Below are 23710 nucleotides of genomic sequence, written 5' to 3' on the forward strand. Positions count from 1 at the left end.
AGAAGCACCCTGTATGCACAACCGTCCCGCACCTTCGCCGGTCCGCGCGCCGTACGCTGACCGCATGAGCGACAGGGGCCGCCCGGGGGCGGTGCTGGTGGTGGACGACGACCCGGCCATCCGGCGCTCGCTGGAGCGCGGACTGCGGCTGAGCGGCTTCTCCGTGCGGACGGCGGACAGCGGGCGGGCCGCCCTGGACGCCGTCCGCGAGGCGCCGCCCGATGTGCTCGTCCTCGATGTGTCGATGCCCGGCACGAGCGGCATCGAGGTGTGCGCGCGGCTGCGCGCCGACGGCCAGGACCTCCCCGTGCTCATGCTCTCGGCGCTGGACGAGACCGCCGACCGGATAGCCGGGCTCCAGGCGGGCGGGGACGACTATCTGGTGAAGCCGTTCGCCCTCCAGGAACTGGTGCTGCGCCTGCGGGCGCTGCTGCGGCGCAGACCGCCGGCGGGGGACGTGCTGCGGGTGGCGGGCCTGGTCGTCGACCCGGCGGCCCGTACGGCGGAGCGGGACGGGCGGTGCCTGGAACTGACCCGGCGCGAGTTCGAGCTCCTGGAGGTGCTCGCCCGCAACGCCGGACTGGTCCTCACCCGCGACCAGCTCCTGGAGCGGGTCTGGGGCTACGACGTCGACGTCCGCACCGACGCCGTCGACACCTTCGTCAGCTATCTGCGGCGCAAACTGGAGGCCGACGGGCAGCGGCGGCTGGTGCACACCGTGCGCGGAGTGGGCTTCGTCCTGCGGGGCGAGCCGTCGTGAGGCTGTCGACCCGGATCGGGCTCGCGGTCGGGGTGACCGTGCCGCTGCTGGTGCTGGCCTCCGGCTGGCTGCTGCTCCAGCTCGTCTCCCGCGATCTGCACCGGGCCGAGGACGACCATCTGCGGGCCCGCGCCGCCGCCGTGGTGCCGGACGCCCGCGCCCTGCTGCGGGTCTCCGCCGCCGACCGGCCCAAGGCGGCCGACACCCGGGAGCGGCGGCTGTACAGCGCGGTCCTCGACGTCGGCGTACGGGTCGTGGGGCCGGGCGGCACCTTCAGCGGCGGGCCGCAGCCGGACGCCTCGGTCGCACTGCCGGAGCGGACCCCGGGACCGGTCACCGTGCGGGCAGGCGGCACCAGTTGGCGCGCGCTGTCGGTGCCGCTCACCACCGTGCGCGGTTCCGGCACCCTGTGGGTCTTCTCGCCCGACACCGCCGACCGCGCCCAACTCCGCCTGGTCAGACGGCGGGTGGCCGTGACGTCGCTGCTCGCCGCACCCCTGTCCGGCCTGCTGGCCTGGGGCATCGCCTCCGGCGCGGCCGGTCCGCTCACGCGCCTGGGCCGCCGTACGGCCGGACTCGACCCGCGGACCAGCACCGCCCGGCTGCCGGACGAGCCGACCGGGATCACCGAGGTCGACGAACTCGCGGCCACCCTGCGCACGGTCCTGGCCCGCTACGACGAGCAGGCCGCCCGCACCGCCGAGGCGCTCGACACGGCCCGCTCCTTCTCCGCGGCCGCCTCCCACGAACTGCGCACCCCGCTCATGAGCATGGGCACCAACCTCGACATCCTCACCGGCCACCCCGATCTCCCGGAGCCGGACCGCACGGAGGTGCTGGCCGACCTGCGCGGCGAACACGCCCGGCTGCTGAGCCTGTTGGTGATGCTGCGGGAGCTGGGCCGCGGGGACCTGGTGGAGGCGGAGGCGCTGCGCGACGTGGACGTGACGGAGGCGGCGGACGCCTCGGTGGCCCAGGCCCGGCGGCGGGCTCCCGACGCGCGGATCACCCTCGACGCGGCGCCCGGGCTGACGGTCCACGGCTGGGAGCCGGGACTGCGGCTGCTCCTGGACAACCTGCTGGCCAACGCGCTGGCCCACGGACGCGACGCACGGGGCCGGGCGACGGTGGCGGTCGCGGTGCGGCGCGCCGGGGAGCAGGTCGTGGTCACGGTCGACGACCAGGGACCGGGGGTGCCGCCGCAGGACCGCGCCCGGGTCTTCGAGCGCTTCCGGCGGGGTCCCGGCAGCTCCGGGTCCGGACTCGGTCTGACGCTGGTGGCCCAGCAGACCGCGCTGCACCGGGGGACCGCGAGCGTGACCGAGGGCCCGGCGGGGTCGGGGGCGCGCTTCGAGGTACGGCTGCCGTCGACCGGCGGGAGCCTGCCGGGCCGCCGTGACTGGCTGATCGGCACAGCCGGGGCAAACCGGTCACAGAGTTTCCCCAAAGAGACTTCCTAACCTCCGACGCGTCGGACGGCCACGGCGGCCGTCCGGGAACGGAGGAGGACATGTACGCACGGCGAAGGCGCCTGTTCGTGGGGCTCGCCACGGCGGCCCTGCTGGCGGGCGGCACGACGGCGGCGACCGCCCTCACCACCCCCGCGCCGGTCCCGACGGGCGACGGCGCGCAGGCGCTCTGCAAGCGGCTGCCGAAGCTCGACGACCGGATCGACCGGGCCCTGACGCGGCTGGACGCGGACGCCGGCACCCGCGGTTCGGTCGCCCGCCTCCAGCAGCGCGTGGACAACGCGCGATCGGCCGGGCACCAGGCCGTCGAGACGTTCCTCCAGGACCGGCTCACCTTCCGCAAGTCCCTGGTCACGACGCTCCGGCAGCGTCAGAAGGACCTGGCCGACGTGAAGACGTGGTGCCAGGACAACGACAACGGCAAGGGCGACGGCGGGGGGCGGAGCTGATGCGCCGCACGGCCCTGGCGGCGGCCGCCGTCGCCCTGCTCATGGGTCTCACCGTCGGCTGTAGCGGACACGGCGGCACGGCGGGCGAGGCGCCCGCCACCCCCGCCGGTTACAGCGGGATGCGGCAGAAGGTGGACGCCGCCGAGTCGGCGCTCGCCCGGGCGGACCGGGACGCCGCCCGGGACGACACCGACCGCTGAGCGCGGCGGGCCGGGGGCGCCGCGCTCGCGCGGTGGGCGCTGCGATCGGCGCTCCCCGCCCGGGCCCCGCAGGTCGGCGCCTCCTGGCCGGGCCCCGCAGGTCAGCGCTCCCCGCCCGGGACCCAGAGCACGTCCCCGACCGCCTTGTTCGCCGTACGGGCCAGGATGAACAGCAGGTCCGACAGTCGGTTGAGGTAGGTCGCGGTGAGCGGGTTCATCACCTCGCCGTGCGTCTCCAGGGCCGCCCAGGTCGAGCGCTCGGCCCGGCGCACGACCGTGCACGCCTGGTGCAGCAGGGCCGCGCCCGGGGTGCCCCCCGGCAGGATGAACGACCGCAGCTTCTCCAGCTCCGCGTTGAAGCGGTCGCAGTCCGCCTCCAGCCGGTCGACGTAGGACTGCTCCACCCGCAGCGGCGGGAACTCCGGGTCCGCGACGACCGGCGTCGACAGATCCGCGCCCACGTCGAACAGGTCGTTCTGGACGCGGCCGAGGACCGTGACGATCTCCTCGTCCAGAGCGCCCAGCGCGATCGCGACGCCGATCACGGCGTTCGCCTCGTTGGCGTCGGCGTACGCCGAGATCCGCGGGTCCGTCTTGGCGACCCGGCTCATGTCGCCGAGGGCGGTGGTGCCCTGGTCGCCGGTCCTGGTGTAGATGCGTGTCAGATTGACCATGAGGCCAGCGTAGTTACGCTCCGGCGGCGCGGAACACCCGTGTGCCCGCCGTCACGGCTGGGGCGAGGCGCCCGACTACGCCGTCCGGGGCGGGCGCCGACGCCTGCCGGTGTGATGTCCGTCAGATGAGACGTGACGCGCGTTACTAACCGGTCACACAGCGGCGCGCGAGCGCTAGGGTCCGCCGGAGAGTAAGACATGAACAGCGTGTTGGTCACGGTTGCAGTAGGGGAGTCGCACAGTGGCACGGAAGCTTGCCGTCATCGGAGCCGGCCTCATGGGTTCCGGCATCGCCCAGGTCTCCGCGCAGGCGGGCTGGGACGTCGTCCTGCGTGACGTCACCGACGAGGCGCTGAAGCGTGGCACCGACGGGATCAAGGCGTCGTACGACAAGTTCGTCGCCAAGGGCAGGATCGAGGCGCAGGACGCCGAGGCCGCGCTCGCCCGTATCACCGCGACCACCGACCTGGACGCCGTCGCCGACGCCGACGTCGTCGTCGAGGCCGTCTTCGAGAAGCTGGAGGTCAAGCACGAGATCTTCCGCGCGCTCGACAAGATCGTGCGCGAGGACGCCGTGCTCGCCTCCAACACCTCCGCCATCCCGATCACCAAGATCGCGGCGGCGACCGAGCGCCCCGAGCGGGTCGTCGGGGTGCACTTCTTCTCGCCGGTGCCGATGATGCAGCTCGTCGAGCTCGTCCGCGGCTACAAGACCAGCGACGAAGCCCTCGCCACCGCCCGGGAGTTCGCCGAGTCCGTCGGCAAGACCTGCATCGTCGTCAACCGCGACGTGGCCGGCTTCGTGACCACCCGCCTGATCTCGGCGCTCGTGGTCGAGGCGACCAAGCTGTACGAGTCGGGCGTCGCCTCCGCCGAGGACATCGACCTCGCCTGCAAGCTGGGCTTCGGCCACGCCATGGGCCCGCTGGCCACCGCGGACCTCACCGGCGTCGACATCCTGCTGCACGCCACCGGCAACATCTACACCGAGTGCCAGGACGAGAAGTTCGCGCCGCCGGAGCTGATGCGCCGGATGGTTGACGCCGGTGACATCGGGCGCAAGAGCGGGCAGGGCTTCTACACGTACTGATCGCCACGTACGTATCGGCGCCGAAACCGCACACACCCCGGGGGTATCACTCCCGGGGGTGAATTCGGTATCGGTTCGCTTACAGACGGCAACCAGCCGGCTGCTGAAGCAGTCAAAGGTTGCACAGTCATCGTCACGGAGTTCGCCACCGCACTCTCGGGGAGCGCATATGTACATCAGGGGCGACCACGCCGAGCTGGTCGTCGGGGGCCGCCTCGACGTCCGCAGCGCGGCGGACGCCCGTACGGTCCTGCACTCGGCCGTCGACGACGGGGTCGGCGATCTCGTGCTCGACCTGTCCGGACTCGACTCCTGGGACGCCACCGGACTCGGGGTGATCATGGGGGTCCACCGGCGGGCCGGCCGCATCGGCCGGCGCCTGGTGCTGCGCGGTGTACCGCCGCAGATGCAGCGCCTGCTGGTGGCCACCCGGCTGCACCGGATCCTGGCGATCGAGGGCGGCATCGGAGTGGAGTCCCTGCCCCGGGTGTGATGTCCGGCGCGACGGCGCGCGGACCCGCGCGGGCGTGCCCGGGCCGGTGAGGTGGCGCAGGCGCGCGGACCGGTGGATGCGACCGGAGCGGCGCGGGTGTGCCGAGGGCGGGCCGGAGGTGCCGGGGAGAGGGCGAGTGGGCCCGGGCGGACGGGGGAGACCCGGCCGGCTTCCGGCGGAACGCCTGACGCGCGCAATCCTCACGAGACCGTGACGTCTCGGACGGCGCGGTACCCCGGGCTGTCGGAGATACTGTGCGAAGGTTTAGGGTTCGGCTGCCCGCTGACCTCGTAACCCTCTAGTGGGCCCGGACCAGAAGCGACGCGCGGTGTGCGACAAGGCCGGGAGGGGCTTTCGGCACTCGACGCTTTTGGGGGCTTGAACCTATGGACCCGATCGACCGGGGACCCGAGGAGTACGGCCATGACGGTGACAGTCGCGCGCCGCGGCCACGCCCGGCCAGGGATGCCCTCACCCCCGACTTCTCGCAGCACAAGCCGACCCTGGCCCGTACGGTCCAGGTGGTCACCGGCGACCTGCTGCTCACCGTCAACCCCGTGGACGGCAGCGAGATAGAGGCCTGCCCGCCCGGCGCCGCGCGCCCCGGCCGGCCCGAGAAGCTCGACGCCGCCGCCCGCGCCGAGGCCGAACGCGCCGCCCAGCCGCCCGTCCCGGCCGGTCCCGCCCAGCCGGAACTCCCCCTGCTCGGCCGCCAGGACGAGCGCGAACGCCTGGTCAGACTGCTCGCCCGCGGTCGCTCCGTCCGCCTCACCGGCCCGGCAGGCTCCGGCCGCACCAGCCTTCTCGACGTCGTCGCCGAGGACTGCACGGACCTCGCCCCCGACGGCGTGGTCCGCCTCAACGGCGCCCGCCGCACCGCGAGCGACCTGCTGTACGGCCTGTTCCACGCCGTGTACGACGCGCCCCTGCACCGCCCGGACCACGACGAGCTGATCGGGCACGTCCGGGAGATCGGCGCGGTCGTCGTCCTCGACGACGCCGAGATCGGCGGTGCCGAACTCGACGAACTGCTCGACGCCACCCCCGAGTGCGCCTTCGTGATCGCCGCCACCCCCGAGGTGCCCGCCCCGTCCGCCGAGGCGGCCCTGGAGGAGGTCTTCCTCGGCGGTCTCGACCGCGCGGGCGGTGTCGACCTCATCGAGCGTGCCGTCGGCCGTGTGCTCACGGAGGAGGAGAGCAACTGGGCCGGCGACCTCTGGTTCGAGTCCGAGGGCCTGCCGCTGCGCTTCGTCCAGGCGGGCGCCCTGCTGCGCCAGCGCGACCGGCTGCGGGCCGACGTCGGGGCCGTCGACGAGTTCGGCGTCTTCGCGGACGAACTGCCCGAGGACGCCGACTTCGACGCCGAGTCGACCGAGGAGGTGCCGCTGCCCTCCCTCGCCGAGGCGGCCGCGCCCGCCCCGCTGCTCGCCTCCCGGCTGAGCACCTCGGCCCGGGCCGCGCTGCGCTTCGCCGTCGCGCTCGGCGGCGAGGTGCCGCACCAGGCGCACCTGCCCGCGCTGGTCGGCGACACCCACGCGGACGCCGCGCTCGGCGAGCTCGCGGCCTGTGGTCTGGTCTCCCCGGTCGGCCCCCGTTACCGGCTGGCCGCCGGGGTCCTGACCCAGCTGGAGGCCGCCGGCTACGACGACGACGTCGAGGACGGCGCCCTGACCGCCGCCCAGCACTACGCCTGGTGGGCCGGCCATCCCTCCGTCACCCCCGGCAGGGTGTGCGCCGAGGCCGACGCCGTGCTCACCGCCCTCGCGGTACTGGCGCCGACGGTGACCCCGTCCGACCGCGTCGAGGACGAGGACGGGACCGAGGGCGAGGCCGAGGCCGAGGCCGAGGAGAACATCGTCGTCCGGCTGGCCCGCGCCGCCGCGCCCGCCTTCGCCGCCGGACTGCACTGGGGCGCCTGGGAGCAGGCGCTGCGGGTCGGCGTCGAGGCTGCCCGGACCGTCGGTGATGTCTCCGAACAGGCCTATTTCCAGCACGAGTTGGGTATTCTCGCGCTCTGCTGCGGCCAGTACGACGTGGCGCGCGCCGAGCTGGAGGCGGCCATAGGGCTGCGCGGCGCGGCCGCCGACAAGCGCGGCACGGTCGTCGGCCGCCGGGCCCTCGCCCTGGTCGCCGACCGCACGGGCGACGTGCCCGGGATGCGGGCGACGGCGGGCGAGGAGGTGCCCGACGCACGCTCCGAGCAGTCGGCCTCACCGCCCGGCGGGATCCCCACGGTCCGTCAGCCGCTCGCCCTGGACACCGCCGATCTGGTCACCTACCGGTCCGTGGCCGAAGGCGGCCACAAGGAGCGCGGCGGTCTGCGGGGCATGGCCCGGCGCAACCTCGTCGCGGCCGGGGCGGGCGCCCTGCTCGTCGCCGTGCTGGGCACGGTCGTGACGCTCGGCGCCACCTCCGACAAGAACGACGCCAACATCCCCTCCGACCGGGTCGGCGTCAGCCCGTCGGCCGACCAGGACCTGGACGACGGCAGCCTGGACGCCGACCAGCCCAAGAGCGACACCGGCAGGACCGGCACCGGTACCGGCGCCCCGTCCGCCACACCGACCGACCCGGGCCCCGACGGCACCTACGGCACCTCCGACGACCCGACGCCGACGGGCGAGGCGCGGCCCTCCGACGACCCGACCGGGACGAAGGGCTCGGGCGGCGCCTCCGGATCGCCGACCAGGAAGCCGACGGGCTCGGCAACCCCGAAGCCGTCGCCGAAGCCGACGAAGTCGTCCACGCCGCCGCCGTCGTCGACCCCGCCCGCCACGCCGACCACGTCCGAGCCTCCCGAGTCGCCCACCGCCAGCCCGACCACCACGGACACGGCCGGTGGCGCCGCGTCCGCCAGCGCCTCCATGAGCGCCTCGGAGGACGCCGGGTCCGGCACGCCCGGCGAGACGGCACCGGTGATCTGAGACCGCTCGCGCACGAGGGGCCGCTCGCGTACGAGAGGGCCGGGCCCGCTTCGGCGGACCCGGCCCTCTTCCGTACCCGTACCCGTGCGGGCCGCTCAGAACAGCCGCAGCTTGTCGTCCTCGATGCCCCGCAGCGCGTCGTAGTCCAGGACGTGGCAGTCGATGCCGCGGTCGGTCGCCAGCACGCGGGCCTGCGGCTTGATCTCCTGGGCCGCGAAGACACCGCGCACCGGAGCCAGGTGCGGGTCACGGTTGAGCAGGTCCAGATAGCGGGTGAGCTGCTCGACACCGTCGATCTCGCCCCGCCGCTTGATCTCGATGGCGACGGTCCCGCCCTCGGCGTCCCGGCACAGGATGTCGACGGGCCCGATGGCGGTCATGTACTCGCGCCGGATCAGCGTGTAGCCCTCGCCGAGGGTGTCGATGCGGTCGGCGAGCAGTTCCTGGAGGTGTGCTTCCACGCCGTCCTTGATCAGGCCGGGATCGACGCCGAGTTCGTGCGAGGAGTCGTGGAGCACCTCCTCCATCGTGATGATGAGCTTCTCGCCCGCCTTGTTGACGACCGTCCAGACGCCGGCCTCGTCGCCGCTGCCTTCCTTCAGCGTGCAGGGCGGCGACATCCAGTTCAGGGGCTTGTAGGCCCGGTCGTCGGCGTGGATGGAGACACTGCCGTCCGCCTTCACCAGAATCAGGCGGGGCGCGGAGGGGAGGTGGGCGGTGAGCCGGCCCGCGTAGTCGACGGAACACCGGGCGATGACGAGACGCATGGTCCGCAACGCTACTCGACGGGCGGCGGTACACGCGATTCGCCCAGGATGACGTGGGTTCACGGGTGGCCGATTGTGTGCTTACTGGGAGTTCCCTAAGTGTGCAATCTCCTGGTGCCGCCCCCGGCGGTTGCCTACCGTAGTAAACGGGAGGTCGCGATGCGTGTACGCAGCGTGCTCGGTGTTCCGGCGTGCGAACTTCCCTTCCCTGTCCGGCAACCCCTGCGTCTCGGGGGTGCGAGAGGAGAACCCATGTCGCTCGACGTCTCACCGGCCCTACTCGAACAGGCCGAGCGAGGCGAGGTCGACGAAGCAGAATTCGTCGACTGCGTCCGGACCTCCCTGCCCTACGCGTGGGAGATGATCAGTTCCCTGGTGGCTCAGCTGAAGGTCGACGGCGGCCCGTTCGCCGACAACCAGACGCCCCCGCCGGACGAGCAGGCCCGCGGTCAGCTGTTGCGCGCACTCGCGAGCGACGCGATCCGCGGCGCCCTCCAGCGACACTTCGGTGTGCGTCTGGCCTTTCAGAACTGCCACCGGGTAGCGGTGTTCCCGCTGGACGCCTCCGTCGAGGAGTCGCTGGCCCGTTTCACCTCGGTTCGCAGTCAGGTGTTGAACCAGTCCCCCGAGTTCCGGGACTGCTGACGCAGTGAGCCGCCTGCTTGCCGCTCCGTCCGCGGGAGGTGCAGTCAGTGCCGGAGCGGCAAGCTCCCCGTGCGGCTGGGGTGTTCAGCCGAGGTGCGGGAGCACCTCGGCGCCCAGCCGCCGTACGTTCTCCTCGGTCGCCACCAGGTCGCCGGAGCCCTCGACCAGCAGGGCGAAGCGGTCGATGCCGGTCCGCTCGCTGGTCGCCGCGAGCCGGTCGGCGCACAGCCGTGGCGTGCCCACCGGGTGCAGTCCGCAGAGCAGTTCGGTGTACGCCAGCGGGTCCCGCATCTGCCGGGCGCGGCCGTCCACCGTCACATGGGCGTCGAGCCCCTGCTTCAGCCAGCCCGGCATCGCCTTCGTCAGCGCCTCCACCGCGTCCGTACGCCGGTCCGCGATCTGGCAGACCCCGGCCGAGACATGGGCCGCGCCGTGGACCTCCTGCGCCGGGCGCCCGGCCGCGCGCGCGTGCTGCCGCCACAGCGCCACCATCTCCGCCTTCTCCTCGTCCCCGATGTGCATGCCGAGCAGCATCGGCAGTCCGCGCTCGGCCGCCAGCCGGACGCTCGCCGGCGAGGTGCAGGCGACGACCACCTCGGGGCCCGTGCCGTCCGTCAGGGACTCCGACGGCCGGGGCACCACCGGGACTTCACGGAAGGAGAAGCGTCCGCCGGACGCCCCCACCGAGGGCTCGCGCAGCCAGCGCACCAGCAGATCGAGCGACTCCGGGAACCCGCTCTCGTACGCCTTCAGACCGGCACCGAACACCTCCAGGTCCACCCAGGGCCCGCCGCGCCCCACGCCCAGCGAGAACCGGCCGCCGCTGGTCACATGGAGCAGGGCGGCCTGCTCGCCGAGGGCGACGGGATGGACGGTGGGCAGTACGCTGACCGCGGTGCCCACCCGGATACGTCGGGTGCGGCCCAGCAGCAGCGCCGCCAGGGTGACCGCCGACGGACAGGTTCCGTACGGTACGAAGTGGTGCTCGGCCAGCCAGACCGTGTCGAGCCCCGCTTCCTCGGCGACCTCGGCGGTGCGGACCGCGCGGTGCAGTGCCTCTCCCTGTCCCTGTCCGGGGAACTGGGCCGCCAACACGAAACTTCCTACACGCATTGCACTTTCCTGCTTCCTTGGCTCCGACATGGAGCTCCCCCACCCGGCATAACCGTCCGACACATGCCTAGGTCACGGCCTGACGGGGAGATTTGCCGATTGTCTGGAGAATCGGTCCCAGGAGAGGGGGACTTGTGAGGTTTGACGCCCTACGCGTACCCCGGTCCGCGGCGCGTAGGCTGGACACGGTCCGTGCTTCCTGTAGAGCCGTGAGGTGTTCCGTGTCCCCGCGTCGCAACCGTCCCAAGGGCTCCGGCTCCGAACGGAGCGCGGAGGACGACTCCTCCGGCCGCTACGGCGGCTGGCAGTCCACGACCAGTTGGCAGGGCGAGGAGTGGAACGTGCGCCATGTGGCCGGAGCGAGCGCGCAGGGCAAGTCCTACCGCTGCCCGGGCTGCGACCAGAACATCCCCGACGGGGTGCCGCACGTGGTGGCCTGGCCCGAGCACTCGGGCGTCGACGAGCGCCGGCACTGGCACAAGGCGTGCTGGAACGCACGGGACCGCCGCACCACGCGGGTGCAGCGGTCCCGTAACGCGCCCAGATTCTGAGTCCGGCCCGGCCGCCGGAGCGAGCAGGGCCGGACCCGGGCCGGGGTGGCGGTCCCCCGGCCGGGGCGGAGGTCAGACGTCCCGCTTCTCCAGCAGCGCGAAGGCGCAGCCGAACGCGACGGCCGTGACGCCCAGCGCGATCCACAGCGGGTCCCAGCCGGACGGACCGGACTCGCTGAGCGAGGTCGAGTAGAAGACGCTGAGCTGGTTGGGGATCGAGTACTCGAAGAGCGCCTCGCGGACCTTCTCCAGCGACGAGGAGAACATGAAGAGCGCGATGACCAGCGGGGCCAGCAGCACACCGATCATGATGGTGATGGCGCCCGCCGAGTGCCGGATGATCGAGCCGAGCACCAGCGACAGCAGGCCGAGCAGCGCCATGTAGAACGAGACGCCGACCGTGGCCTTGAACCACTCGCCGCCCGACGGCTGCCGCGCCCCGTTCAGGATGGACACGTCCGCGAGGGCCACGAGGGACGCCGACACCAGCGTGACCACGAAGGCGACGAGGAAGAACACGATCGCCTTCGCCGTCAGCACCCGGCCGCGCGAGGGGCACGCGGTCATCGTGGTCCGGATCATGCCGGTGCCGTACTCCGAGGCCGTGGTCAGCACGCCCAGCGTGATGATGCACATGCTGCCGATGAGCAGTCCGAAGAAGCCGAAGGACAGCGGGTTCTCGCCGGACAGGTCCGACTCGTTCGCGTTGGCGGAGATGACCAGGGCGGCCAGCAGCCCGATGCCCACGACGAGCAGCACGAACACGCCCAGCGTCCACATCGTGGAGCGCACCGACCTGATCTTCGTCCACTCGGAGGCGACGGCGTGCCCGAGGTGCGTGCGCACGACGGGGATCGGCGAGGTGTAGGTGGGGTACGCGGAACCGGCCGCAGCCTGCCAGTCGGGCGCGGCCTGCGGCATCGGGGGCTGGGGCGTGCTCATCGGGCGTCCTCGGGCTTGGTCGGAGCGTCGGTGGCGGATGCGGGCGTTGCCTCTGCTGCCGGGGCTGCCGGGGCTGCCGGGGCTGCCGGAGCCGCCGGGGCGGCGGGCGCGACCGGCGGTGCGGCCGCGGCGGGCGGTGCGGCGACCGGCGGCGCGGTGACCGGAGGCGCGGTGGGCGCCGCGTACGGGTTGGCCGCGACGGGAGCGCCGTAACCGCCGTACGGGCCCGCGGGGACCTGACCGGGCGCCGGGGGCTGCATCGCGAACGGCTGGCCGCCCTGCTGGGGCGGCGGCGGGGCGTACCAGCCCGGCTGGCCCTGCCCGGGTATCGGCATCGGCATCGGCGGCTGCGCGCCGGGCGGCAGCGGCTGCATCAGCCCGGCCTTCTGGTCGACCGTCGAGCGGTAGTCGACCGCGCCCTGCGTCATCCGCATGTACGCCTCCTCCAGCGAGGCCTGGTGCGGCGACAGCTCCCACAGCCGTACCTCGGCCTCGTGCGCGATGTCGCTGATGCGCGGCAGCGGCAGCCCCGTCACCCGCAGCGCGCCGTCCTGCTCGGGCAGCACGTGCCCGCCCGCCTCGGCGAGCGCGGACGTGAGCTTCTCGCGCAGCTGGGGCTCGGTGTCCGGGGTGCGGACGCGCGCGAAGTCGGCGGAGTTGGCCGAGATGAAGTCGCGCACGCTCATGTCGGCGAGCAGCTGACCGCGGCCGATGACGATGAGGTGGTCGGCGGTCAGCGCCATCTCGCTCATCAGGTGGCTGGAGACGAACACGGTCCGTCCCTCCGCCGCCAGGGTCTTCATCAGGTTGCGCACCCAGAGGATGCCCTCGGGGTCGAGGCCGTTGACCGGCTCGTCGAAGAGCAGCACCTGGGGGTCGCCGAGCAGCGCGGCGGCGATGCCGAGCCGCTGCCCCATGCCGAGCGAGAACCCCTTGGAGCGCCGCCGCGCCACGTCCTGGAGCCCGACCACGCCGAGCACCTCGTCCACGCGCCGGGCCGGGATGCCCGAGAGCTGGGCCAGGGACAGCAGGTGGTTCCGGGCGTGCCGGCCGCCGTGGACGGCCTTGGCGTCGAGCAGGGCGCCGACCTGGCGCGCGGCGTTCGGGAGCCGGCGGTACGGGTAGCCGCCGATCGTCACCGAGCCCGCAGTGGGGTTGTCCAGGCCGAGGATCATCCGCATGGTCGTCGACTTGCCCGAGCCGTTGGGCCCGAGGAAGCCGGTGACGGCACCCGGTCGTACCTGGAAGGAAAGGTTGTACACGGCGGTCTTGTCGCCGTAGCGCTTGGTCAGGCCGACAGCCTCGATCATGCTCCGCACCCATCGAGAGGATCAGGACAGCGGGGCACACGCCCCCCGTAAGGGTAAGGAGCCTATCGGTGTGCTGACGGTTCCGCTCAAGGGAAGGTAAAACAACGTGCAGGTCAGCGCGGGTCGGGACGGTCACTAGGCGTCGCGGTTGCGCAGCACCAGGTAACCGCCCGCGAGCGAGGCGAGCACCCACAGCACCATGATCCCGAGCCCGCCCCACGGTCCGTAAGGGGTGTCGTCGTCGATTCTCGCGACCACCCGCATGATCCTGCCGCCGGCCTGGTCGGGCAGGAACCGGCCGATCCGCTTGGTCGCGTCGACGTTGGCGAGGATGTTGGAGATCAGGAAGAAGAACGGCATCAGGATGCCCAGCGACAGCATCGGCGAGCGCAGCATCGTGGCGACGCCCATCGAGAACATCGCGATCAGGGTCATGTAGAGGCCGCCGCCGATCACCGCGCGCAGGACGCCGGGTTCGCCGATCTCCGTGCGCAGCGAGCCGAGCATGGCCTGGCCGAGGAAGAAGGCGGCGAAGCTGGTGATCATGCCGACGACCAGGGCGAGCCCGGTCGCCACCGCGATCTTGCTGAACAGGAAGGTGCCGCGCTGCGGCACGGCGGCCAGCGAGGTGCGGATCATGCCGGTGCTGTACTCGTTGGACACCACCAGCACGCCGAACACGATCATCGCCAGCTGGCCCAGGGTCATCCCGGCGAAGCTGACCAGGGTCGGGTCGAAGGAGAGCCGCTCCCGGACGGGCATCCGGTCGAACTGGCTCCGCGACAGCGCCGAGATCAGCATGCCGAGGGCGATCGTGACGACCACGGCGAGGGAGAGCGTCCACACCGTGGACGCGACGGAGCGGATCTTCGTCCACTCGGACCTGACGACCTGCGTCGCCGCCATGCTCAGCCCCTCTCCCAGCCGTCGCCCCACTGCCGGGGCAGGGCGGTGTCGGCATGCGCGTGGTACTCCACCGACTCCGCGGTCAACTGCATGAACGCCTCCTCCAGGGAGGCCTGCTGGGGGCTCAGTTCGTGCAGCACGATCTGGTGCTGCGCGGCCAGTTCCCCGATCCGCTCGGGCTTCCCGGCGTCCACCTCCAGCACACCGCTGCCGCTCTCCACGACCGTGATGCCGGCCCCGCGCAGCACGTCGAGCAGCCGCTCGCGCTGCGGGGTGCGGATGCGGACGTAGGCGCGCGAGTTCTGCCGGATGAAGTCGGCCATGGAGGTGTCGGCGAGCAGCCGCCCCTGCCCGATGACCACCAGATGATCGGCGGTCAGCGCCATCTCGCTCATGAGGTGGCTGGAGACGAACACCGTCCGGCCCTGCGCGGCCAGCGATTTCATGAGGTTGCGGATCCAGTGGATGCCCTCGGGGTCCAGCCCGTTGACCGGCTCGTCGAACATCAGGATCCGCGGGTCGCCGAGCAGCGCCCCCGCGATCCCGAGCCGCTGCCCCATGCCGAGCGAGAACCCCTTGGCCTTCTTCTTTGCGACCGCGGACAGCCCGACGGTGTCGAGCACCTCGTGGACCCGGCTCTTCGGGATGCCGTTGCTCTGCGCGAGGCACAGCAGGTGGTGGTAGGCGCTGCGGCCGCCGTGCACGGCCTTGGCGTCCAGCAGGGCGCCGATGTACTTCAGCGGGTCCTTGAGGTCGGCGTAGTGCCGGCCGTCGATGCGGACGTCGCCTGCCGTCGGCCGGTCGAGGCCGAGCATCATGCGCATGGTCGTCGACTTGCCCGCGCCGTTGGGTCCGAGGAAGCCCGTGACGATGCCCGGTCTGACGGTGAATGTCAGGCTGCTGACCGCCACCTTCTCGCCGTACCGCTTGCTCAGCCCCTCGAGCTCGATCATGCCGCCCACGCTAGGGCGGCCGTTGGGCGGCTGCCACCCGGGCGGGCAAACAGTGTCCGACCGCGCGACGAAGGCCGTACGACGTCGGTCGAAAGGCCGTACGGCAGCGACCGAAAGGCTGTACGGGGGCGCCCGAAGAGCCGTACGGAAACGCCCGGGAGGCCGCCCGACGGTGACCGGACCGCGTGGTGGCGGCGGCCCTGGGGCGGGTCCGGACGGGTCTCCGGCCAAGGCCCGAGGACGGTACGACGAAGGCCCGCGCCCCCGGGGGAGGGTACGGGCCTTTGCTGTCGTGAAGGACTTACCGGGTCTGCTGGGCCGGGACCCCGCGGGAGATCGGCTCGTCGTCGGCCGGGCTGCCGGCGGCGGCCACCGCGGCACCCGTGAGGGTGGCGAGCATCTCGCGGACGTTCGTGAGCTGAGCGTTGATCGAGTCGCGGCGGTTGGTCAGCGCGGCCAGCTCACGCTCGGATTCCGAACGGATGCGGTCGGCCTTGGCGTTCGCGTCCGCCACGATGTCCTCGGCCTGACGCTGGGCCGTCTCCACCGTCTGGCGAGCCCGGCGCTCGGCGTCCGTGCGCAGCTTCTCGGCCTCCAGGCGCAGCTGCTCGGCGCGGTGCTCGATCTCCGCCAGGCGCTTCTCGGCCTTCTGCTGACGCGAGGCCAGGTCGCGCTCGGACTGCTCGCGACGCTTGGCCAGGTTCGTCTCGAAGTCGGCGGCGGCCTGCGCGGCCTTGGCGCGGGTCTCCTCGAAGAGGGCGTCGGCCTCCTCACGCTTGGACTGCGCGTCCTTCTGAGCCTCGGCCCGCAGCTGCGAGGCGTCGCTCTTGGCCTTCTCGACGATCCGGACGCCCTCGTCCTCGGCCTTGGACTTGCGCTCGGCGGCGAACGACTCCGCGTCGTTGCGAACCTGCTGGGCGGCCGACTCGGCGAGCTCGCGGTGCTGCTCGGCCGCGCGGCGGGCCTCCTCGCGCAGGTCCTTGGCCTCCTCCTCGGCGAGGCGGAGGATCTTCTCGACACGCGCGCCGAGGCCGGCGTACGACGGCTCGGCGTCGCTCACCTGAGCCTGGGCGTTCTGCGTCTCGAGGTGGAGCTCCTCGATGCGCTTCTCGAGAGCGGTGATGCGGGCCAGAGCGCTGTCGCGGTCGGAGACGAGCTTCGAGATGCGTTCGTCCACCTGAGCGCGGTCGTACCCACGCCGCACAAGCTCGAAGCCGTAGGGGGAAGTGTCGCTCATGGGGTTCCTGTCGAATGAGACCGGTGAGGTGATAGGTGGAATCCTAGGGGCCTAAGCGGTGTGTCATCGAGCGGATACGTGTTTGATCTGGAGAATGACACCCCTTTTGGGTGGCTCACCGCAGGACAGCTTGCAAAAAACCAGGTCAAAGACCCCAGACCTTAACGGAACTCTCACGATCCGCCGAGGGACTCTCAGGCCTCACGGCCCTCACCGTCGATTGCGTCACACCAGACCGACGACACCGCCGACGCACCGGCACCGGACCGGCACCGCACCGGCACGAGAACGCGAGAACGGTCGAGGTCCGCCCCGAAAGGCGGACCTCGACCGAACGCTCCGGCTCTCCGGCCGTCTAGCTCTCCGACGGCTTGCCGCCCGGACGGGGTGCGCCCACGGTCGCGCCCGCCTTCACCGCCCCGTCCTTGCCGGCGCCCGGAGTCTCGAACGACTCCAGCGCCTCCAGCACGTCCTGGACCCGGGAGATCTCGGCGTTGATGTCCTCGCGGCGGCGCACCAGCACCTCCAGCTCGCGCTTGCCCTCCTCGACGGTGGCACGCGCCTCGCGGATCGCCTCCGCCTTGAGCTCCTCGGCCTCGCGCACCAGCGAGGCCTTCTTCTGCTCGGCCTCCTTCAGGAGCAACTCCGCCTTCTTCACGGCGGCGATGCGCACCTTGCCCGCCTCGGAGCTGGCCTCCGACAGCAGATCCTTGGCCTTCGACTGCGCCTTGCCGAGCTGTTCCTCGGAGGCCTTGATGAGCGCGTCGCAGCGGTCACCGGTCGACTTCATCGTCTCCGACGCCTCACGGCGGGCCCGCTCGTGCAGGTCCTCGATCTCGGACGTGATGCGGTCGCGCAGCTCCTGCGCGCGCTCGCGGATCGCCGTCGCGTCCCGGCGGGCGCCGACGAGCAGCTCGTCCGCGTCCGCACGGGCCTTCTCCACCAGCCCGTTGCCCTCGATCGTCGCCTCGGACACCAGCCGCTCGGCCTCGCTGCGGGCCGCGCCGACCATCGTGTCCGCCTGGGACTCGGCGTCCGCCGTGGCCTTCAGCGCCTGCTGCTGGGCCTCGGTGAGCAGCTTGTCGGCCTCGGCCGTGGTCTCCGTGATGAGCGTGTCGACCTGCTCGGCCGCCTCCGAACGCCGCTTGTTGGCTTCCTTGCGGGCCTCGTCCAGGGTGCGCTCGCTCTCCTCGCGGGCCTGGGACACCAGCCGCTCGGCCTCCGCGGCCGCGGCGGTGCGTACCCGCTCGGCCTCGGCGCGCGTGCGCTCGGCGTGCCGCTGCGCGGAACCGACCGTCTCGGCGGCACCGGCACGCAGCCGCTCCGCGTCGCCCTTCGCGTCCCCGATCAGCTTCTCGGCCTTGGCGACCGCCTCGGCCCGGACCCGCTCGGTCTCCGCGGCCGTCTCCGCCTGGAGACGTTCCGTCTCCGCCGTGACCTCGGTGACGAGGGTGTCCGCCTGGGCCGCCGCCTCCGAACGGATCCGGTTGGCGTCCTCCCGGGCCTCCGCCCGGGTGCGCGAGGCGTCCTGCTCGGCCTTCGCCGTCACCTCGGAGGCCTCGGTGCGCACGTTCTGGGCGTGCGCGGCCGCGTCCGAACGCAGCCGCTCGGCCTCGGCGATCGCCTCCGTCGTGGTGCGCTCGGCGAGCGCCTTGGCGGCCTCGGCCTCCTCGTGCGCCTCGCGCCGGAGCCGCGCGGCGTCCTCGGCGGCCCGCTCCCGCTCGGCGTAGGCGTCGGAGCGGACCCGGTCCGCCTCCTCCTCGGCCTCCCGGCGGGTACGGTCCGCCACGTGCTCGGCGGCGGAGCGCAGCCCCGTGATCTCCTCCTGCGCCTGCTCGTGCAGACCGGTGACGGAGTCGCGCACCTGCTGGGCGTGCTGCTCGGCGGCCGACACCAGCTCGCCGGCGCGCCGCTCGGCCTCCTCGACCAGGCGCACGGCCTCGGTCTGCGCGTCCTCGACCCGCTTGCGTGCCGAGGCCAGCAGCTCCTCGCTCTGCTCGCGGGCCCGCTCGCGCTCCTGGTCGGCCTCCTGGCGGGCGGAGCCGAGGAGTTCCTCGGCCTCGCGGCGCCGGCGGGCGGCCTCCTCCTGGGCGGCGGCCAGCGTCTCCGACGCCTCCGTGGCCAGCCGTTCGGCGGCGGCCTGCGCCTCCGAACGCATCCGGTCGGCGGTCTCCTGGGCCTCCGTCTTCAGCCGCTCGGCCTCGGCCGCGGCCTCCGAACGCAGCCGTACGGCGACGGTCTCGCCCTCGGCACGGGAGGCGGCCGCGTCGGCGGCGGCCTCGTCGCGCAGCCGCTCGGCCTCCGCCTCGGCCTGTGCCTGGAGGGTGCGGATGCGCTCGGCGGACTCGGCGCGCAGCCGGTCGGTCTCCTCGCCGGCCTCGCGGCGGATCCGTACGGCCTCCTCGCGGGCCTCGGTCAGCGCCTGCTCGGCCGAGGCGATGCGCTCCTCGGCCTCGGTGTGCAGCCGGGCCAGCCCGTCGGCCGCCTCGGCCTGCCGGGCCGCTATGGCGCGCTCGGTGTCCTCGCGCAGTCCGGCCGCGGCCCGCTCGGCGTCGGCCTTGATGCCCTCGGCCTGCTCGGTGGCCTCGTCGCGCTGCTCCTCGGCCTCCTTGCGGGTGCGCTCCAGGGTCTCCTCGGCCTGCCGGCGCAGCGCGGTGGCGCGCTCGATGGCCTCGGTGCGGACCTTCTCGCTGTCCGTCGTGGCGCTCTGGCGCAGCTCGTCCGCGTCCGCCTTCGCCTTGCCGAGCAGTTCCTCGGCGGTCTTGGCCGCCTCCTCGATCTGCTGGACGGCCTCCCGCCGGGCCTCGGCGCGGATCTTCTCGCCCTCGCCGACCGCCTCGGAGCGCAGCTGCTCGGCCTCGCCGCGCAGCCGTCGCGCCTCCTCCTGGAGCTCGACGGTCTTGGCGCGGTACTCCTTGGTGTCGTCCTTCGCCGTGCCCTTGAGCTGCTCGGCGATGTCGTGCGCCTCGGCGCGCAGCCGGTCGGCCTCGGCCTCCGCCTCGGTGCGGATCCGCTCGGCCTCCTCGGTGGCGGCCCGGGTGGTGTTGCGCGCGTCCTCCTCCGCCCGGTTGAGGACGTCCTCGGCGGTGCGCGCGGCCTTGCCCAGCTGGGAGGCGGTCTCCTCGGCGGTGGCGCTGCGGGCCTTCTCGGCTGCCTCGGCGAGGACCTTCTCGGCCTCCGCGCGGGCGTCCGCGACGATCTGGTCGGCGCTCGACTTGGTGGCCTCGGCCTCCTTGGTGGCCTCGCTGACCAGCCGGGCGACCTGCTCCTTGGCGGTCCGGGTGCGCTGCTCGTTGGTGGACTCGGCCGTGGCGAGCGCCTTGGCGGCGGCCTCCTTGGCCTCGGCGAGCACCTTCTCGGCCTCGGCGCGGGCCTCGCGCAGGGCCGTGTCGGCCTCGGCGATGCGCTGCTCGGCGGCGCGGCTCAGCTCGGTGGCCTGGCGGCGGGCGGAGTCGGACTCGTTCGCCGTCGAGGTGCGCAGCGCCTCGGCGTGGTCGGTGGCCTCCTGGGCCTGGGTGGAGGCGGCGTTCAGCAGGCGTTCGGCGTCCGTACGGGCACGGCGCAGGAGCTGGTCGGCCTCGGCGCGGGCCGCGTCGGCCTCGGCCTGGAGCCGCTGCCGGGTCTCCGCGGTGACCCGCTCGGCCTCCGCGCGGGCGGCGGCCAGGGCCTGGTCGACCTCGCCGCGGGAGTCGTCGAGGAGACGACGGGCCTGCGACTCGCTGCGGGCGCGCAACTGCTCCGCCCACGCCACGTTCTCGTTGACGTGCGACTCGACGGTCTGCCGGCGCTCCGCCAGCTCCTGGTCGAGCTGCTGACGCCGGGTGACGGCCTCCTGGTGCAGCTCGGCCTGGAGCCGCGCGGCCTGCTCGGCGTGCTCCTGGAGGAGACGCTGGGTCTGCGCGCGGGCCTGGCTGATCTCGCGCTCGGCCTCCTGGCGCAGCTGGTCCGCCTGCATCTGCGCGTTGCGCAGCATCTGCTCGGCCTGGTACCCGATGTCGCCGCCGTCGAAGGCGGGCCGGGACATGATGGTGCGACGCGCCTCGTGCAACTTGGCGCGCAGCACCTCGACCTGGTAGCCGAGGTCCTCGGCATGCTGGATCGCCTTTTCCCGCTCGGTCTTCAGCCGCTTCATCTCGGCTTCGAATCGAGAGAGGTGATCGACGTCAGCCGCCGGCTCTCGCTCCTGGCTCTCGTAGCCCCGCACTGCGCGGTCCCATCCGTCCCCTGGTCGCAAGCTTCTCCAACGAGCTCCGTCCATCCGCCGAACGGGGCCCCCGGGGGAATGGTGTCAGATCAACGACGGAGCATGGGCTGCTGCCCCGACGCTCGTCCCCCGAAACCCGGACCCCGGAATGCGGTCGCCCTGGTGTGAGCGACGACCGCCCCCAACCCTACCGGCCCATATGTACGAGGGTCAGTGCTCAGGTGACTCAACCGCCGCCGAAGTGACCAGTTCTGTCAGTACACCGTGGCAGTCCTTGGGGTGCAGGAAGGTGATTCGCGACCCCATGGAGCCGCGTCGTGGCTCCTCGTACAGGACGCGTACGCCCTTGTCCTTGATGTCGGCTGCGTCCGTGTCCACGTCCGCCGTACCGAAAGCGATGTGATGGACACCCTCGCCGTTCTTGTCGAGCCACTTCGCGACCGTGGAATCCGGACGGGTGGGCTCCAGGAGCTGGAGGTACGAGGCGCCGCCGTCGGACGTATCGTTGATCTTGAGCATGGCCTCGCGCACGCCCTGTTCCTCGTTGACCTCGGAGTGGAACACCTCGAAGCCGTACGTCGCACGGTAGAACTCGACGGTCTTGTCGAGGTCGAAACAGGCGATCCCGATGTGGTCGATTCGCGTCAGCATGTTGTCAGTGCAGCGCGTCGGAAGTGGTTACGCAACGTGCGCGCGATCACACCGACAGCCGGATGACGGGTGGACTACCGCTCAGTACATTCGAGTAAACCCTCGTTCACTCCTCGGCTGTGCAGGCCGGTAAGGGGATCGCAGCTCATGTCTTCTGGAACGAACAGCTCGGTGATCGTCGCGGGGGCGCGTACGCCCATGGGACGGCTGCTGGGCTCGCTGAAGTCCTTCTCGGGCGCCGACCTCGGCGGCTTCGCGATCAAGGCCGCCCTCGACCGTGCGGGCATCGGCGGCGACCAGGTGCAGTACGTGATCATGGGGCAGGTGCTCCAGGCCGGGGCGGGGCAGATCCCGGCCCGCCAGGCCGCCGTCAAGGCCGGCATCCCGATGAACGTGCCGGCGCTGACGATCAACAAGGTCTGCCTGTCCGGCCTCGACGCGATCGCGCTGGCCGACCAGCTGATCCGCGCGGGCGAGTTCGACATCGTCGTGGCGGGCGGCCAGGAGTCCATGACCAACGCCCCCCACCTCCTGCCGAAGTCCCGCGAGGGCTACAAGTACGGCGCGGTGGAACTGCTCGACGCGATGGCGTACGACGGTCTGACCGACGCCTTCGAGAACATCGCCATGGGCGAGTCCACCGAGAAGCACAACACCCGCCTGGGCATCGCCCGTCCGGAGCAGGACGAGATCGCCGCGCTGTCCCACCAGCGCGCGGCCGCCGCCCAGAAGAACGGCGTCTTCGAGGCCGAGATCACCCCGGTCGAGATCCCGCAGCGCAAGGGCGAGCCGGTCGTCTTCAGCAAGGACGAGGGCATCCGCGGCGACACCACCGCCGAGTCGCTGGGCAAGCTGCGTCCGGCGTTCACCCGGGACGGCACGATCACCGCCGGTTCCTCCTCGCAGATCTCCGACGGCGCGGCGGCCGTGGTCGTGATGAGCAAGGCCAAGGCGCAGGAGCTCGGCCTGGAGTGGATCGCCGAGATCGGCGCCCACGGCAATGTGGCCGGTCCGGACAACTCGCTCCAGTCGCAGCCGTCCAACGCGATCCTGCACGCCCTGAAGAAGGAGGGCCTGGAGGTCTCCGACCTCGATCTGATCGAGATCAACGAGGCCTTCGCCGCCGTCGCGGTGCAGTCAATGAAGGACCTCGGGGTGTCCACGGAAAAGGTGAACGTCAACGGCGGCGCCATCGCCCTGGGCCACCCGATCGGCATGTCCGGCGCCCGGCTGGTGCTGCACCTGGCGCTGGAGCTGAAGCGCCGCGGCGGCGGGGTCGGCGCGGCCGCGCTGTGCGGCGGCGGCGGCCAGGGCGACGCCCTGATCGTGCGGGTGCCCAAGGCTTGAGTTCCGCTGTACGACCTCTCGCGAACGGAGCTGTGATGCAGGACGTCTCCTCTCTGGTGACCCAGGCCAGGGAAGGCCGGCCGCGGGCCGTGGCCCGGCTGATCTCCCTGGTGGAGGGGGCGTCCCCGCAGCTGCGGGAGGTCATGGCGGCGCTGGCCCCGCTCACCGGCAACGCCTACGTCGTCGGGCTGACCGGCTCGCCGGGCGTCGGCAAGTCGACGTCCACCTCGGCGCTGGTGTCCGCGTACCGCAGGCAGGGCAGGAGGGTCGGTGTGCTGGCCGTCGACCCGTCCTCGCCGTTCTCCGGCGGGGCCCTGCTGGGCGACCGGGTGCGGATGTCGGACCACTCCTCCGACCCCGGCGTCTACATCCGCTCCATGGCGACCCGCGGCCATCTGGGCGGGCTCGCCTGGTCCGCGCCGCAGGCGATCCGGGTCCTGGACGCGGCCGGCTGCGACGTGGTCCTGGTGGAGACGGTCGGCGTCGGCCAGTCGGAGGTGGAGATCGCCTCCCAGGCGGACACCTCGGTCGTCCTGCTGGCCCCGGGCATGGGCGACGGCATCCAGGCCGCCAAGGCCGGGATCCTGGAGATCGGCGACGTCTACGTCGTCAACAAGGCGGACCGGGACGGAGCCGACGCCACCGCGCGCGAGCTGAACCACATGCTCGGCCTCGGCGAGTCCCGAGCCCCCGGCGACTGGCGCCCCCCGATCGTCAAGACGGTCGCGGCGCGGGGCGAGGGGATCGACGAGGTCGTCGAGGCCCTGGAGAAGCACCGGGCCTGGATGGAGGAGCGGGGCGTCCTGACCGAACGCCGCCGGGCCCGCGCCGCCCGCGAGGTCGAGACGATCGCCGTCACGACGCTGCGCGAACGCATCGCCGACCTGCACGGCGACCGCCGCCTGAGCGCGCTGGCGGAGCGGATCGTGGCAGGCGAACTGGACCCGTACCGCGCGGCGGACGAACTGGTGACAGGCCTGACGGCCTGACGGCCTGCCCCGGAGCCGAGGCGGGCGGGACCCGGT

The 23710-nt window shown here is 72.6% G+C and carries 21 protein-coding genes; 11 read left to right on the forward strand and 10 right to left on the reverse strand.

Annotated elements, in window-relative coordinates:
* Positions 1-64: 64 nt before the first annotated feature.
* From ACZ60B_RS06075 to ACZ60B_RS06090, 4 genes are read left to right on the forward strand one after another with little or no spacing between them, the layout of a single operon-like run.
* On the forward strand, positions 65-760 hold the full coding sequence (locus ACZ60B_RS06075) for a response regulator transcription factor (protein WP_469384593.1): 696 nt from the start codon (positions 65-67) through the stop codon (positions 758-760).
* On the forward strand, positions 757-2220 hold the full coding sequence (locus tag ACZ60B_RS06080) for a sensor histidine kinase (RefSeq protein ID WP_469384595.1): 1464 nt from the start codon (positions 757-759) through the stop codon (positions 2218-2220). The genes ACZ60B_RS06075 and ACZ60B_RS06080 overlap by 4 nt, the downstream gene beginning before the upstream one ends.
* Positions 2221-2270: 50 nt before the next feature.
* Positions 2271-2678: a hypothetical protein gene (locus ACZ60B_RS06085; protein ID WP_469384597.1), complete on the forward strand. Its 408-nt coding sequence runs from the start codon at positions 2271-2273 to the stop codon at positions 2676-2678.
* The gene (locus ACZ60B_RS06090) at positions 2678-2878 is read left to right on the forward strand and encodes a hypothetical protein (RefSeq protein WP_469384598.1); all 201 of its coding nucleotides are present in this window, start codon (positions 2678-2680) and stop codon (positions 2876-2878) included. The genes ACZ60B_RS06085 and ACZ60B_RS06090 overlap by 1 nt, the downstream gene beginning before the upstream one ends.
* Before the next feature lie 101 nt (positions 2879-2979).
* On the opposite strand, the gene ACZ60B_RS06095 is transcribed toward ACZ60B_RS06090, so the two are convergent.
* A complete protein-coding gene (locus tag ACZ60B_RS06095; protein ID WP_152892818.1) occupies positions 2980-3552 on the reverse strand; it encodes a cob(I)yrinic acid a,c-diamide adenosyltransferase in 573 nt (190 codons plus the stop codon).
* 241 nt (positions 3553-3793) lie between these two features.
* Between ACZ60B_RS06095 and ACZ60B_RS06100 the strand changes: the two genes are divergently transcribed.
* The 3 genes from ACZ60B_RS06100 (at position 3794) to ACZ60B_RS06110 (ending at position 8059) form a co-directional block, all read left to right on the forward strand.
* Positions 3794-4642 (forward strand): 3-hydroxyacyl-CoA dehydrogenase family protein, encoded by an 849-nt coding sequence (locus ACZ60B_RS06100; protein WP_469384601.1) that lies wholly within the window; start codon positions 3794-3796, stop codon positions 4640-4642.
* A gap of 169 nt (positions 4643-4811) precedes the next feature.
* Positions 4812-5135, forward strand: coding sequence for an STAS domain-containing protein (locus tag ACZ60B_RS06105; protein ID WP_152892817.1), 324 nt, complete (start codon positions 4812-4814; stop codon positions 5133-5135).
* A gap of 386 nt (positions 5136-5521) precedes the next feature.
* Positions 5522-8059: an ATP-binding protein gene (locus ACZ60B_RS06110; protein ID WP_469384603.1), complete on the forward strand. Its 2538-nt coding sequence runs from the start codon at positions 5522-5524 to the stop codon at positions 8057-8059.
* A gap of 95 nt (positions 8060-8154) precedes the next feature.
* Here the strand turns inward: ACZ60B_RS06110 and nucS are convergent, their stop codons facing one another.
* Positions 8155-8826 (reverse strand): endonuclease NucS, encoded by a 672-nt coding sequence (gene nucS, locus ACZ60B_RS06115; RefSeq protein ID WP_469384604.1) that lies wholly within the window; start codon positions 8824-8826, stop codon positions 8155-8157.
* Between the two features lie 252 nt (positions 8827-9078).
* On the opposite strand from nucS, the gene ACZ60B_RS06120 reads away from it, so the two are divergent.
* Positions 9079-9471, forward strand: a complete 393-nt coding sequence (locus tag ACZ60B_RS06120) for an SCO5389 family protein (protein WP_384726743.1) — start codon at positions 9079-9081, stop codon at positions 9469-9471.
* 84 nt (positions 9472-9555) lie between these two features.
* Here the strand turns inward: ACZ60B_RS06120 and ACZ60B_RS06125 are convergent, their stop codons facing one another.
* On the reverse strand, positions 9556-10584 hold the full coding sequence (locus tag ACZ60B_RS06125; RefSeq protein WP_469384606.1) for an LLM class flavin-dependent oxidoreductase: 1029 nt from the start codon (positions 10582-10584) through the stop codon (positions 9556-9558).
* 221 nt (positions 10585-10805) lie between these two features.
* On the opposite strand from ACZ60B_RS06125, the gene ACZ60B_RS06130 reads away from it, so the two are divergent.
* Entirely contained in the window at positions 10806-11135 is a 330-nt protein-coding gene (locus ACZ60B_RS06130; RefSeq protein WP_450665049.1) for an ATP/GTP-binding protein, read from the forward strand.
* Between the two features lie 72 nt (positions 11136-11207).
* On the opposite strand, the gene ACZ60B_RS06135 is transcribed toward ACZ60B_RS06130, so the two are convergent.
* From ACZ60B_RS06135 to mce, 7 genes are all read right to left on the reverse strand, one after another.
* Positions 11208-12077, reverse strand: a complete 870-nt coding sequence (locus ACZ60B_RS06135) for an ABC-2 transporter permease (protein ID WP_469384608.1) — start codon at positions 12075-12077, stop codon at positions 11208-11210.
* Positions 12074-13387 (reverse strand): ABC transporter ATP-binding protein, encoded by a 1314-nt coding sequence (locus tag ACZ60B_RS06140; protein WP_469384609.1) that lies wholly within the window; start codon positions 13385-13387, stop codon positions 12074-12076. Before ACZ60B_RS06140 ends, ACZ60B_RS06135 begins: the two co-directional genes overlap by 4 nt.
* 135 nt (positions 13388-13522) lie before the next feature.
* Positions 13523-14293: an ABC transporter permease gene (locus tag ACZ60B_RS06145; RefSeq protein ID WP_469384610.1), complete on the reverse strand. Its 771-nt coding sequence runs from the start codon at positions 14291-14293 to the stop codon at positions 13523-13525.
* Between the two features lie 2 nt (positions 14294-14295).
* Complete coding sequence (locus ACZ60B_RS06150; protein ID WP_469384611.1) at positions 14296-15246, reverse strand: ABC transporter ATP-binding protein; 951 nt, start codon at positions 15244-15246, stop codon at positions 14296-14298.
* Between the two features lie 301 nt (positions 15247-15547).
* Positions 15548-16483, reverse strand: coding sequence for a coiled-coil domain-containing protein (locus tag ACZ60B_RS06155; RefSeq protein ID WP_152890884.1), 936 nt, complete (start codon positions 16481-16483; stop codon positions 15548-15550).
* A 355-nt stretch (positions 16484-16838) separates the two neighbouring features.
* Entirely contained in the window at positions 16839-20687 is a 3849-nt protein-coding gene (scy, locus tag ACZ60B_RS06160; protein WP_469384613.1) for a polarized growth protein Scy, read from the reverse strand.
* A 210-nt stretch (positions 20688-20897) separates the two neighbouring features.
* Positions 20898-21338: a methylmalonyl-CoA epimerase gene (gene mce / locus ACZ60B_RS06165; RefSeq protein WP_152890879.1), complete on the reverse strand. Its 441-nt coding sequence runs from the start codon at positions 21336-21338 to the stop codon at positions 20898-20900.
* A 147-nt stretch (positions 21339-21485) separates the two neighbouring features.
* On the opposite strand from mce, the gene ACZ60B_RS06170 reads away from it, so the two are divergent.
* Both ACZ60B_RS06170 and meaB read left to right on the forward strand, forming a co-directional pair.
* The gene (locus tag ACZ60B_RS06170; protein ID WP_469384614.1) at positions 21486-22685 is read left to right on the forward strand and encodes an acetyl-CoA C-acetyltransferase; all 1200 of its coding nucleotides are present in this window, start codon (positions 21486-21488) and stop codon (positions 22683-22685) included.
* A gap of 35 nt (positions 22686-22720) precedes the next feature.
* Complete coding sequence (meaB, locus tag ACZ60B_RS06175) at positions 22721-23674, forward strand: methylmalonyl Co-A mutase-associated GTPase MeaB (protein ID WP_469384616.1); 954 nt, start codon at positions 22721-22723, stop codon at positions 23672-23674.
* Positions 23675-23710: the final 36 nt, after the last annotated feature.

The organism is Streptomyces sp. NPDC104096 (genome assembly GCF_055584385.1).